This window comes from Vibrio sp. 10N.261.46.A3 (assembly GCF_041472995.1).
Classification (GTDB): Bacteria; Pseudomonadota; Gammaproteobacteria; order Enterobacterales; family Vibrionaceae; genus Vibrio; species Vibrio coralliirubri.
This window is the reverse complement of record NZ_JBFRRH010000083.1, coordinates 26,128-38,988: the sequence shown is the minus strand read 5'-3', so window position 1 is coordinate 38,988 and position 12,861 is coordinate 26,128. Positions and strand designations below refer to the sequence as shown.

The window sequence follows — 12,861 nt, the reverse complement described above, 5'->3', positions numbered from 1 at the left end:
AGAGGCCACTATGATCTGTTCAGACCAGATGATTTTACTGAACTTTTGTTTTTTGTATTTTTAATGTAATTAACTTATTGATAATTAATGGGTATAAGTGGTTTTTTAGTGTTTATGCTCTATTTTTTGACTTGGTGAGATCTATGTCAGATTTTTGTAAGTAACATTTAATAGATGTCTGTTCCGTAAGGTGGAGTGTGATCTGTGTTTTAATTTGTTATTATTTTAAAAGTTAGTTTTAAGTCCCTATATGAAGGGTGTTTCCTGCGCAAATTCTCTATGTTTATCTCAAATCATAGGTGACTTAAATTTGTTCGTTTTGATGGTTTTTTGATAAGTGGTTTGAAGAAGTGAGCGTGAGTAAATTGAAAAATCCAATCGTTGATTTGTGGCTATGTTCTTTGAGTGATTTGCGTGATGATGTAGGCAGTAAGTCACACCTCAAACAGACACTCACAGCTGATGAAATAGCGAAAGTTGAGCGGTATCGAATGCCCTCATCTCAAGTTCAAGCCCTGTATGTTCGCAACTACCTAAGAAAGGTGTTGTCTAGCTATTCTGATTTAATGCCCGAAGCGTGGCGCTTTGAATATGGTGAGAAAGGAAAGCCCAGTTTAGTCGCCGAACAGCAACTCAAGACGGGGTTAAATTTCAATATCAGTCATAGCAAAGAACATTTGTTGATTGCAGTTTGCCAACGAGAAGGGAAGCCAGTTCAATTGGGTGTCGATATCGAATATGCAAGAAGCTCGACCAATATCGATTCGATCATGAAGCACTATTTTTCAAATAAAGAATTAGCGGATTTACTTGAACTTAGTAAAGAGCTGCAGAGAGAGCGTTTTTTCGATCTGTGGGCGCTGAAGGAGTCGTACATCAAAGCGACGGGCAAGGGGCTAGCCACATCGTTGCGAAGCTTCTCGTTCGATTTCTCTAATTTGACCAAGCGAACATTTTTGACCAAGCAAGCATTGGAACTCAGTTCGTCAGGCTTTCAATCAGGCTTGTATAACGAAATCAGGCTACATAGCGGGATTGGGTTGAATTTGGATTCTGCTCAACAAGACGATAGTTCTACAGATTGGCAGTGTTGCTTAGGGCGGCTGGATGAACAGTATCGCTTTGCGGTGACGCTTGGCGGAAATTTGCTACCCATGCATATAGAGATGAGAACCTTTTCGTCGTCTCATCTCTTTACGTCTATGTAGATAAAATAAACCTAGCTCGACTCGCCAAGCATCGCTTTTAATACTTCAGCAGGCACTGGCTGCAGTTGCTTGTCTTTATCAAGGCAGACCATTTCAATATCACCAATCACGGCAGGCTTAGTCGCATCTTTACGCCACACCTCTTGTCGCCATAAGGTTTTGTATTTTCCATCGAGTTCAAAAGAGGTTCGGATGTCGCAGATCTCAGCGAACTCAACCCCATCTTGAAAAGTCATGTTGGCTTTATAGACCGCAAAACCTAGTCCGTGCTCATTCCACAATTCCGCCAGTTTATCGCTGCCCAAGACATGTTCGCGCGCACGCTCAAAGTACTTTAGAAAGTTAGGGTGATAAACCACACCTGAGTGATCGGTATCTTCATAGTAAATTTGTACTGGGTGATGGTAGATCTGACTCATTGGTATCAACTCTTATTAAGTGTAAATCTGACTAAGTTGTGCAGCACTCTACAGGATAGGTCGAAATTACTTCAAGACATCATCGGTAATGTGGCTTTTGGTCAGACCTCATTCGGCCTTATTCATTACTAATACATTGGTCAGCTTCCACCCATTTACAAATATTCTATGTGTCATTTTCCACCCATTAATTTATGCGGCGAGTTGGCGACGACTATTGGTAGAGCTGATGAAGCCTTGTGGTTAAAGGCTTGTTAATGAGTTGTGTTAATGTGGCGCGCTAATTGCCTTAGTGAAAGCACGCAGTTCCCATTGAAGGGCTGCTTTGTTTACTAAGGAGAATAATAATGTTTAAGCCTCTTACCCTGCTGTCTGTATCTGCTCTGGCGCTCACAAGTTTTAATGCTGCTGCAAACTGTGACCCTGGTGAAATCGTGATTAAATTCAGTCATGTAACCAATACCGATAAGCACCCGAAAGGCATCGCCGCTTCTTTACTGGAAGAGCGAGTAAACACAGAAATGAATGGAAAAGCTTGTATGCAAGTTTTCCCTAACTCAACACTTTACGATGATAATAAGGTACTGGAAGCCCTGTTAAATGGTGATGTTCAAATGGCGGCGCCATCGCTGTCAAAATTTGAGAAGTTCACTAAGAAATACCGCATTTTTGACCTTCCTTTCCTATTTGAAGACGTAGAAGCCATTGACCGTTTCCAAAACTCAGAATCTGGTGAAAAGCTGAAGAACGCGATGAAGCGTCGTGGCCTGCAAGGTCTTGCGTTTTGGCACAATGGCATGAAACAGATGTCGGCGAACAAACCTCTTATCAGCCCTGAAGATGCAAAAGGTTTGAAATTCCGTGTTCAAGCATCGGATGTATTGGTGGCTCAGTTTGAACAACTAGGCGCTAACCCACAGAAGATGTCTTTCAAAGAAGTGTACGGTGGCCTGCAAACTAAGGTTATCGATGGCCAAGAGAACACATGGTCAAACATCTACGGTAAGAAGTTCTTTGAAGTACAAGACGGCGTGACTGAAACCAATCACGGTATCTTGGATTACCTAGTGGTAACGTCAAACGACTTCTGGAAAGACCTACCTGAAGATGTACGCACACAGCTTGGCACTATCGTTCAAGAAGTGTCTGAGACGCGTAATGCAGAATCTTCAAAAGTTAACCTAGCGAACAAAAACAACATCATCGAAGCGGGTGGTGAGGTTCGTACACTTACGCCTGAACAGCGTGAAGCATGGGTAGCTGCACTTCAACCAGTATGGAAGAAGTTTGAAAAAGACATCGGTTCAGACCTTATCGATGCAGCGTTAGCTTCAAACCAATAACACCGCTAAGGGAGTGGCGAGTATTCGTCACTCCTTATTAAAACAATTATAAGCGGAGTCAATTATGGAAAAGCCTCAAATGGAACAACCAAATTCTAGCGAATCAGCACTGGAAACCTCTCTTTTTTCCAAAGTCGGAAGCGTTACGGATGTGATTGAAGAGTCATTAATCGCATTTTTTCTTGGCGCAATGACGTTACTTACTTTTGCCAACGTGGTATTTCGATACGCATTCAATGACAACATCTTATGGGCCCTGGAACTGACTGTGTTCATGTTTGCTTGGATGGTGTTAGTGGGCGCATCTTATGGCGTTAAAAAACATTTCCACATCGGTGTAGATGTGATCATTAACCTTGCCCCAGAAAAGCTACGCAAAGTGTATGCGCTAATCGCTGTGACAAGCTGCCTAGCATTTTCAATCTTACTTCTTATCGGCTCTTGGAATTATTGGTACCCATTCGCGACCGATCGCGCATGGTATGAGACCGACGATATTCCAATGCCAGAGATGCTTCAGTTTCTTGCTGACTGGCTAAATGAAGGCGAGCGATACGAGAAACTACCACGTTTTATTCCTTATATGGCGCTGCCGATTGGCATGGCAATGCTGACGTTCCGTTTTACTCAAGTTGCTTACCAAGTCGTAACAGGCAAGCTTGACCGCATGATTGCAGGACACGAAGCCGAAGAAGAGCTGGATGCGTTGAAAGCGGATGTGCTAGCGGGCTCTGACGACGACGCAACAGCGGTATTGAATTCGACTCCGCAGAACAAAGCGAATGAGTCGAGTACAAAATCTAACGGTAAGGAAGACTAATCATGGCAATGTTATTTCTATTTTTAATGGTAATTGCTTTCATGTTGGTCGGTGTGCCAATTGCAATTTCCCTCGGTTTATCGAGCGTAATATTTTTATTGATGCATTCAGATGCGTCATTAGCTTCAGTCGCACAAACGCTGTTTAATGCTTTTGCAGGCCACTACACACTCTTAGCGATTCCTTTCTTTATCTTGGCCTCTAGCTTCATGTCTACTGGTGGCGTGGCGAAACGTATTATCCGTTTTGCTATCGCGATGGTGGGTTGGTTTCGCGGCGGCTTGGCGATGGCGTCGGTTGTGGCATGTATGATGTTCGCAGCCCTTTCTGGTTCATCTCCTGCAACGGTAGTGGCGATCGGTAGTATCGTTATCGCAGGTATGATCAAAAACGGTTATTCAAAAGAGTTCGCGGCAGGGGTTATCTGTAACGCAGGTACGTTGGGTATCTTGATTCCACCGTCCATCGTGATGGTGGTATACGCGGCGGCGACCGATGTATCGGTAGGTCGTATGTTCTTAGGTGGCGTTATTCCTGGCCTGTTAGCGGGTGTGATGCTGATGATTGCTATCTACATTGCAGCACGTATTAAGAAGATTCCGGCGCAGCCATTTGTGGGTTGGGGCGAGATGTTCGCAGCTGCGAAAGATGCGAGTTGGGGCTTGCTGCTGATTGTCATCATTCTAGGTGGTATCTACGGCGGTATCTTTACTCCGACAGAAGCGGCGGCAGTAGCTGCGGTGTATGCCTTCTTTATCGCCAACTTTATCTATAAAGATATGGGGCCGTTTGCGGACAAGAACAATACAAAGCCTGCTTTGGTAAAAGTGTTCCAAACTTTCTTCCATAAAGACACCAAAGACACGCTTTACGATGCAGGTAAGCTGACGATTATGCTGCTGTTTATCATTGCCAACGCTCTGATTCTTAAGCATGTACTGACCGAAGAACGCATTCCTCAAATGATCACTGAGTCTATGCTCTCTGCAGGCTTAGGGCCGATCACCTTCTTGATTGTAGTGAACGTTTTACTCTTGATTGGTGGTCAGTTCATGGAGCCATCAGGCTTGCTGATCATCGTTGCGCCATTGGTATTCCCAATCGCTATTGCACTCGGTATCGACCCAATCCACTTAGGTATCATGATGGTAGTGAACATGGAGATAGGGATGATAACGCCGCCTGTTGGGCTCAATTTGTTTGTGACCGCAGGGGTCGCGAAGATGTCGATGATGAACGTGGTAAAAGCAGCGTTGCCGTGGGTTGGCGTGATGTTCTTATTCCTGATTATCGTCACTTACGTGCCGTGGGTATCAACATGGTTACCGACTACATTGATGGGACCGGAAATCATAACCAAGTAGTGGGCGGTTTAGTTACACGGCTAGTGTAACTAACGGTTTTATTATCAATGTAAATAACGGCGATAGATGAAGAGTTACACCTTTTCATCTATCGCTTTATTTTTCCCGCGCCTTATTGTGCCGCTTAAACGCCTGTCATAACCTTTCCAGCGTACTTTTTTCTTTCTTCGCTCGCGCCCAGATCTTCTTTCTACTTCATAATGGTCATCAATCAGCACTGTATCTACAATGACAGGGATGGTCGTTTTTTCATTCATATGCAACTTATCCTTGAAGTCGACATATAAATTATGGAAGATGAACCTTATCTCTGCCAGTTTCGATATACATTCAGATTAAGTTACGCTTTGCGTTTTATTTCGTGTTTGATTCTTTTATCCCACAGCTTAATTATTCACTTCGAAATCTATTGTTTTACTTAAAATTATCTTTGTCGATTTGATAACGCTGCATTTTGTCGTAAAGCGTTTTTCTTGGGACATTTAATTGAGACATAGTTAATTTTATACTCCCTTCATTCTCAATCAACGCGCGTTCGATCACCGCTTTTTCGAACTCTGCCACTTGGTCCGATAGGCTAATGCTAGCGTCAGAGTGGATCTCTGAGTTCGCACCATCACCCAGTTGAGCTAATTTTCCGAGTAAAATGAAGCGTTCAGCGCTGTTACGTAATTCTCGAACATTTCCCGGCCAGTCATGAGCCAAAAGCGCGTGCAGCTCCTTTTGTGGAAGGGCAGGGGCTGTCTTGCCATAACGCGCCGCAGCGACCAGTAAGAAGTGGTGGAAGAGTGCTGGGATATCTTCTTGTCGGCTTCTTAGCGGAGGTAAATCTAAGGTCACAACATTGAGTCGGTAATAGAGATCTTGGCGGAAAGTGCCTTCTTCTGCGGCTTTCTTTAGGTCGACTTTAGTTGCCGCAATCACTCGAATGTCTAGAGGGACTAAACCATTAGACCCAACTCTTTCGATGACGCGTTCTTGCAATACACGCAATAGGCGAATTTGTGCCTGCATCGGCATGGATTCGATTTCATCTAAGAATAGAGTTCCGCCTTGAGCAAATTCAAATTTACCCACTCGCTTGCTTTCAGCGCCAGTGAATGCGCCTTTTTCATGGCCGTAAAGTTCACTCTCAATCAGGTTTTCAGGGACCGCGCCGCAATTGACCGCGACGAAGTTTTGTTCTCGCCTACTGCTTTGTTCATGTAGAGAGCGTGCAACTAATTCTTTGCCTGTACCTGTCTCGCCAAATAGCAATATGTCGGCATTAGTGTCGGCCACGTGAGTGATGATAGACCGCAGCTCCGTCATTGATTGCGTGTCACCAATGATCCTTGGGCCAAGTGCTTGGCTGGCCTTAAGTGAACGTTTTAACTCAAGATTCTCAAGGGTGAGCTGACGTTTTTCTATCGCTCGCTTAGTGGTTTCGATTAGGCGTTCATTAGCGAAAGGTTTTTCAATGAAGTCATAGGCGCCGTATTGGATGGCTTGAACGGCCATTGAAATATCGCCGTGACCAGTAATCATAATTACGGGGATCTCTTTGTCTTTGTACATCACGGTGTTGAGCAGATCATGCCCGGATAGACCCGGTAAACAGATATCAGTGATGATCACGTGAGGTAAGCCGTTTTCTTGAATCGCGAGCAGAGCAGACTCCGCATCGGGAAAGAATTCGGCATCAATGTCGGCGAGCTCGAAGCTCTGTTCAATCGCCATTCTTAGATCGGATTCATCATCAATGAAATAGACGTGACACATAGTGATTCCTTTACTTCTTTGTATTCTGGTTATTGCTGAGTTCTTACTTGCTGTTCTTGTTCAACAAGGGGCAACTCTATGCTGAATCGAGCACCACCTTGGGGACTGCTACCGGTAACGAGCTTGCCATTTATTCCGCTGATTATTTGTTGAGAAATCGATAGCCCAAGTCCAAGTCCGTTTTTCTTGGTGGTATGGAAGGGTTCAAAAAAGTTTCCGTTCGAAGGGGAGGTGAAGCCGGGGCCGTTATCATCGACATGAATCAGCAAGGTATTGGCTTGTTGATGGTCGGACTCTCTAATCTCTAACAGAATAGCTAATTGTTTGTCATCTTGTTGCTCCATCGCCTGAATCGCGTTAGTCAGCAGGTTAATGATCACCTGTTCCAGTTGAATGGCGTTGGCGAGCACGCAAGCATCAAAGGTTTCCGGGAGTTCGTTGACTTTAACTCGCTCGCTCTTGAGTTGTGGCTTCATCAGCTCTTTCGATGAATGTAAAACTGGAAGTATTTGTAATGTGTGTAGCTCTTCCGCGGTGGATTTCTTGGCGAAGGAGCGAAGCTGGTGGCTGATTTTCGCCATACGATCAGTAAGCGCTGAGATTCGAGATAGGTTGTCGTCGACTCGATCGGTTTTATCTTTGGCCAGAAACAGTCGGCCGTTGTCGGCATAACTGCGAATCGCGGCAAGCGGGTTATTCAGTTCGTGACTGATGCTAGCTGACATCTGCCCTAGCACTGCCAGTTTGGCGGCTTGGATGAGCTCGTCTTGAGTTTGCCTCAGCACATGCTCGGTTTCGATACGGTGTTTGATCTCGACATGCAACTCCGATGTACGCTCAAGCACTTGAAACTCAAGCTTTTGTTTAGCTTCGGATTGCAGTCTATCGATCTGAGCGCGTCTTTGTTGTCGATGGTGGTTGAGCTGCATCGTTAGATAAATAATCGCAAAGATAAGGCTCAGAACCACAAGGTAAGCAACTAAGTCCCACCAAACTAAGTGGGTTGGAGAAAATACTCGGATTGTGAGTTTTGGTTCGGCTAGGAAACGCGAAGAGCTAAAGAACTGCTCTTGGACGAGTTTGTGTGGCGACTCAATACGACTGGTGGCACTGTCTAAATCGCCAGAGAAGTGCAGGCTTTCTATTTTTGTATCGAGATACTGCCTGCTTTCTTGAATTCGAGTGTGTTGCGCTTCGCTTAGCGGCTGAAGGCTTTTGAATAGCCACTCAGGGTTACTCGACATAAATACGATCTGGTCTTTATCGTCAGCAACAAAAAAACTCTGTTTGCCTTTCCAACTTGCTTCAATCAGCGATAAATCCATCTTTACGACAATGACGCCAATAATCTCGGCGGCATAGGAGACAGGATAAGAATAATAATAGCCTCGCTTTCCTGAGGTTGAACCTAGCGCAAAATATTGATTTTCATTGCCAATAATCGCTTCTTGAAAGTAAGGACGGAAAGCAAAATTACGGCGAATAAAAGAACGCGGTTGATTCCAGTTACTGGCTGCAATGGTGGTGCCGATACTGTCTAGTAGATAGGTGTCGGATGCTTGAATCACCGAGTTTACGTGCTCTAGATAGCGATTAGTGAGTTCGATTTGCGCAGAGTTACTTGGAGAGTGCAGGGCATCGACCAGCTCTTTGTCTTTTGAAAGTAGCTCGGGTATGTGCGCGAATTTGTCCAATTGACTTGAAATATGAACCGAAAAGCGGTCCAGCTTAGATTGATGATCATTTAACAAACTTTCATGGCTTGTGCTCCACACCCAATGACCGCCAAACACCATCAGTAAACTGTATGTGGCCATTAATAGTATTGGGATTCTAAAAGCTTGAAACATGAAGGCTCTCCGCTAATTTCTTTGGTAAACAATCAAGCCTGTCTTCTCTCGTTTATGGTAGCAAATAGCGGTAGTTTTTGCTGAAAGCAGAGAGTGAACAGATGGGTGTAGGTTAAGGGTTTGTAACGGGGATTGTTGAAAAAGTTATCGACTCTGAGGGGTAAAACAAGAGCAAGATCTCTTTTTAAGGTTTTTAGCAAAAAAAGCCCTCGATTCCCTTGAAAAAGTCGCTATTGTCCCCATTTCTGTTGTGCTAAGTGATGATTTGATCGTTTTTGTATCACTTAGTTGGACGAATTTAGAGCATTCATCATCATGCAGAGGTGAACGGCTCGACAGAGATTAAACAGATCGCTAGAATGTCGCGTCTAAAATTTCTGTCCTGAGGCTAATCGGAGATACCTTTCTTGTTTCTGAAAACAAGCTTTATTGCGTTTTAATCGACGTGTGAAGAACGAAGATATCGCTGATTAGTCTGGTGTTTGGTTGAATAATCAATTCAGACATCAATGCTCGATTTTAAATTAGGTGTTCGGATAGAGCACTACACAAGGATGCAGCCAACAACGTCTGCTTTTGAATTAAAGCTAAGTTACGGCTCATATGCTCAGATTACTGAGCCAGTTTTGAGGTTTATATAATGCAAGTTACTGTTGAAACGCTAGAAGGCCTAGAGCGCCGTCTTAATATTACTGTTCCTGCTGCTAACATCGAAGATGCAGTTACAGCTGAACTACGCAACATCGCGAAAAACCGTCGTTTCGATGGTTTCCGTAAAGGCAAAGTGCCAATGAAGATGGTTGCTAAAATGTACGGCAAAGCAGTACGTCAAGACGTGATGGGCGAAGTAATGCAACGTCACTTCATCGAAGCGATCGTTAAAGAGAAAATCAACCCAGCTGGCGCACCTACTTTCGCACCAGTTGAAAACAACGAAGGCGCTGACCTAGTATTCAACGCAACTTTTGAAGTTTACCCAGAAGTTGAGCTGAAAGGTCTAGAAAACATCACTGTTGAGAAACCAGCAGTAGAAGTTAAAGAAGCTGACGTTGAAGAGATGATCGAAACTCTACGTAAGCAACAAGCAACTTGGACTGAAGTTGAAGCTGCTGCTGACGCTGGTTCTCGTGCAACTATCGACTTCGTTGGTTCTATCGACGGTGAAGAGTTTGAAGGCGGCAAAGCTGAGAACTTCCCACTAGAGATGGGCGCTGGTCGCATGATTCCTGGCTTCGAAGACGGTATCGTTGGTAAAACAGCAGGTATGGAATTCGAAATCGACGTAAACTTCCCAGAAGATTACCACGCTGAAAACCTAAAAGGTAAAGCTGCTAAGTTCTCTATCAAGCTGAACAAAGTTGAAGCTCGTGAACTTCCAGAACTAAACGAAGAATTCGTTTCTAAGTTCGGCGCTGCTGACGGCGTTGAAGGTCTTAAAGCTGAAGTTCGTAAGAACATGGAGCGTGAGCTTAAGCAAGCTGTTAAGAACCGCATCAAAGAGCAAGCTATCGACGGTCTAGTTAACGAAAACAACATCGACGTACCTTCTGCTCTTATCGATCAAGAGATCGGTGTTCTACGTCAACAAGCTGCTCAACGTTTCGGTGGCAACACTGAAGCTGCTGACCAACTTCCACGTGAGCTGTTCGAAGAGCAAGCTAAACGTCGCGTAGTTGTAGGTCTTCTTCTTGGTGAAGTAATCAAGACTGAAGAGCTAAAAGCTGACGACGAGAAAGTTAAAGCTATCATCGAAGAGATGGCTACAGCATACGAAGATCCAACAGAAGTTATTGCTTACTACGAGCAAAACGAGCAAATGATGAACAACATGCGCAATGTTGCTCTAGAAGAGCAAGCTATTGATGCAATCATCGCTAAAGCTCAAGTTTCTGATAAAGAAGTTAGCTTCAACGAGCTAATGAATCAGCAACCTGCTTAATATAGTAATATCTGACGTAGAAGGTTGACGTACGGTCAACAATTCTGCTAACAATGGTCCGTATGATTTAATCATTCGGGCCATTTATTTTAGGGACATAAGAATATGAGCTACCAAGAAAAAAATACAATGCCATCGATTATGGACGCACTAGTTCCTATGGTGGTTGAACAGACTTCCCGTGGTGAACGTTCTTACGATATTTATTCTCGTCTATTAAAAGAACGTATCATTTTCTTAACAGGTCAAGTGGAAGACCACATGGCAAATCTTGTCGTGGCTCAACTGCTTTTCTTGGAATCAGAAAACCCAGACAAAGATATCTATCTTTACATCAACTCACCTGGCGGTAGCGTAACAGCAGGCATGTCTATCTACGACACAATGCAGTTCATCAAGCCAAACGTGAGCACAGTATGTATGGGTCAAGCTTGCTCTATGGGTGCATTCTTACTAGCGGGTGGTACGCCTGGTAAGCGTCACGTGCTTCCAAACTCACGTGTAATGATTCACCAGCCACTTGGCGGCTTCCAAGGCCAAGCGTCTGATATTCAAATTCACGCGCAAGAGATCCTAACGATCAAACAAAAGCTAAACAAACTATTGGCAGAGCATACAGGTCAGCCTCTAGAAGTTGTTGAGCGCGATACAGATCGTGATAACTTCATGTCTGCTGATCAAGCAGTAGAATACGGCTTAGTGGATTCAGTTCTTAATCACCGCGGTCAATAATTGCAGGGCAATTGTTTAACGCAAAGTGATTCAAATTGATATACACTCAAGCATAGAGAGTTAAGGCTAAGAGGTTAGCGAATGACAGATAAAAGCAAAGAGGGTGGTAGCGGTAAACTGCTTTACTGCTCTTTCTGTGGCAAAAGCCAACACGAAGTTCGCAAGTTAATCGCAGGTCCTTCTGTTTACATTTGTGATGAATGTGTCGATCTTTGTAACGACATTATTCGTGAAGAAATTAAAGATGTTCTTCCTAAGAAAGAATCGGAATCGCTGCCAACGCCGCGTGAGATTCGTGAGCATCTTGACGACTATGTAATCGGTCAAGAATACGCGAAGAAAGTGCTAGCAGTTGCAGTTTATAACCACTACAAGCGTTTACGTAATGGTGATACGACAGCTGAAGGCGTAGAGCTAGGTAAGAGTAACATTCTTCTTATCGGTCCTACTGGTAGTGGTAAAACACTACTGGCTGAAACACTGGCTCGTTTCCTAGACGTTCCTTTCACAATGGCAGACGCAACAACACTAACCGAAGCAGGTTACGTGGGCGAAGATGTTGAAAACATCATCCAGAAGTTGCTTCAGAAATGTGATTACGACGTAGCGAAAGCGGAACGCGGCATTGTTTACATCGATGAAATCGACAAGATTTCTCGTAAAGCTGAAAACCCATCAATCACGCGTGACGTGTCTGGTGAAGGTGTACAGCAAGCTCTACTAAAACTTGTTGAAGGTACAGTTGCTTCAGTTCCACCTCAAGGTGGTCGTAAGCATCCACAGCAAGAGTTCTTGCAAGTGGACACGTCTAAGATCCTATTTATCTGTGGTGGTGCGTTTGCAGGCCTAGATAAAGTGATTGAACAGCGTGTAGAAACAGGTTCAGGTATCGGCTTTGGCGCAGAAGTGCGTTCAAAAGACGAAACCAAAACGATTGGTGAATTGTTCACTCAAGTAGAACCTGAAGATCTAGTGAAATATGGTCTGATTCCAGAATTCATTGGTCGTCTACCTGTGACAACAACACTGACAGAGCTTGATGAAGAAGCGCTAATCCAAATCCTATGTGAGCCAAAGAATGCACTGACAAAACAGTACGCAGCATTATTTGAGCTTGAGGATACAGAGTTAGAATTCCGTGAAGACGCCCTACGCGCAATTGCTAAGAAAGCAATGAACCGTAAAACAGGTGCTCGTGGTCTACGCTCTATCTTGGAGGGTGTTCTACTAGAAACTATGTACGAACTGCCATCTTCAACTGATGTAAGCAAGGTTGTGATTGATGAGTCTGTAATTAATGGTGAGTCAGAACCACTGTTGATTTACAGCAACTCAGATAACCAAGCAGCTGTTGCAGAGTAGGTCTTTTTTAGACAAGTCACTCAAATTGAAAAAGGAGGTAAGCAATTACCTCCTTTTTTTTAT

Annotated in this window: 11 protein-coding genes and 1 pseudogene; 8 read left to right on the top strand and 4 right to left on the bottom strand. The window is 44.1% G+C overall.

Annotated features, from left to right (window positions below):
- Nucleotides 1–365: 365 nt before the first annotated feature.
- On the top strand, nucleotides 366–1,208 hold the full coding sequence (locus AB4484_RS19435) for a 4'-phosphopantetheinyl transferase superfamily protein (RefSeq protein ID WP_372079908.1): 843 nt from the start codon (nucleotides 366–368) through the stop codon (nucleotides 1,206–1,208).
- A gap of 11 nt (nucleotides 1,209–1,219) precedes the next feature.
- On the opposite strand, the gene AB4484_RS19430 is transcribed toward AB4484_RS19435, so the two are convergent.
- Nucleotides 1,220–1,627: a thioesterase family protein gene (locus tag AB4484_RS19430; protein ID WP_048607892.1), complete on the bottom strand. Its 408-nt coding sequence runs from the start codon at nucleotides 1,625–1,627 to the stop codon at nucleotides 1,220–1,222.
- Between the two features lie 347 nt (nucleotides 1,628–1,974).
- Between AB4484_RS19430 and AB4484_RS19425 the strand changes: the two genes are divergently transcribed.
- The 3 genes from AB4484_RS19425 to AB4484_RS19415 all read left to right on the top strand — a co-directional run bounded on the left by AB4484_RS19425 (nucleotide 1,975) and on the right by AB4484_RS19415 (nucleotide 5,154).
- Nucleotides 1,975–2,970 carry a TRAP transporter substrate-binding protein gene (locus tag AB4484_RS19425; RefSeq protein ID WP_372079873.1) on the top strand — a complete coding sequence of 332 codons (996 nt, stop codon included), beginning with the start codon at nucleotides 1,975–1,977 and terminating at the stop codon, nucleotides 2,968–2,970.
- Between the two features lie 64 nt (nucleotides 2,971–3,034).
- Entirely contained in the window at nucleotides 3,035–3,790 is a 756-nt protein-coding gene (locus AB4484_RS19420) for a TRAP transporter small permease (protein ID WP_372079871.1), read from the top strand.
- Nucleotides 3,791–3,792: 2 nt separating this feature from the next.
- Entirely contained in the window at nucleotides 3,793–5,154 is a 1,362-nt protein-coding gene (locus AB4484_RS19415; protein ID WP_017060625.1) for a TRAP transporter large permease, read from the top strand.
- Nucleotides 5,155–5,228: 74 nt separating this feature from the next.
- On the opposite strand, the gene AB4484_RS19410 is transcribed toward AB4484_RS19415, so the two are convergent.
- From AB4484_RS19410 to AB4484_RS19400, 3 genes are all read right to left on the bottom strand, one after another.
- Complete coding sequence (locus AB4484_RS19410) at nucleotides 5,229–5,411, bottom strand: hypothetical protein (RefSeq protein ID WP_017064086.1); 183 nt, start codon at nucleotides 5,409–5,411, stop codon at nucleotides 5,229–5,231.
- Nucleotides 5,412–5,568: 157 nt separating this feature from the next.
- On the bottom strand, nucleotides 5,569–6,915 hold the full coding sequence (locus AB4484_RS19405; RefSeq protein WP_372079869.1) for a sigma-54-dependent transcriptional regulator: 1,347 nt from the start codon (nucleotides 6,913–6,915) through the stop codon (nucleotides 5,569–5,571).
- A 29-nt stretch (nucleotides 6,916–6,944) separates the two neighbouring features.
- Nucleotides 6,945–8,765: an ATP-binding protein gene (locus AB4484_RS19400; RefSeq protein WP_372079867.1), complete on the bottom strand. Its 1,821-nt coding sequence runs from the start codon at nucleotides 8,763–8,765 to the stop codon at nucleotides 6,945–6,947.
- Between the two features lie 163 nt (nucleotides 8,766–8,928).
- Between AB4484_RS19400 and AB4484_RS19395 the strand changes: the two are divergent.
- The 4 genes and pseudogenes from AB4484_RS19395 to clpX form a co-directional block, all read left to right on the top strand.
- Nucleotides 8,929–9,111: pseudogene (locus tag AB4484_RS19395) on the top strand (hypothetical protein); the annotation flags it as partial.
- Between the two features lie 294 nt (nucleotides 9,112–9,405).
- A complete protein-coding gene (tig, locus tag AB4484_RS19390) occupies nucleotides 9,406–10,704 on the top strand; it encodes a trigger factor (protein WP_017106221.1) in 1,299 nt (432 codons plus the stop codon).
- 105 nt (nucleotides 10,705–10,809) lie between these two features.
- Nucleotides 10,810–11,436: an ATP-dependent Clp endopeptidase proteolytic subunit ClpP gene (gene clpP, locus AB4484_RS19385; RefSeq protein ID WP_004736080.1), complete on the top strand. Its 627-nt coding sequence runs from the start codon at nucleotides 10,810–10,812 to the stop codon at nucleotides 11,434–11,436.
- Nucleotides 11,437–11,517: 81 nt separating this feature from the next.
- A complete protein-coding gene (clpX, locus tag AB4484_RS19380; protein ID WP_009847283.1) occupies nucleotides 11,518–12,798 on the top strand; it encodes an ATP-dependent protease ATP-binding subunit ClpX in 1,281 nt (426 codons plus the stop codon).
- Nucleotides 12,799–12,861: the final 63 nt, after the last annotated feature.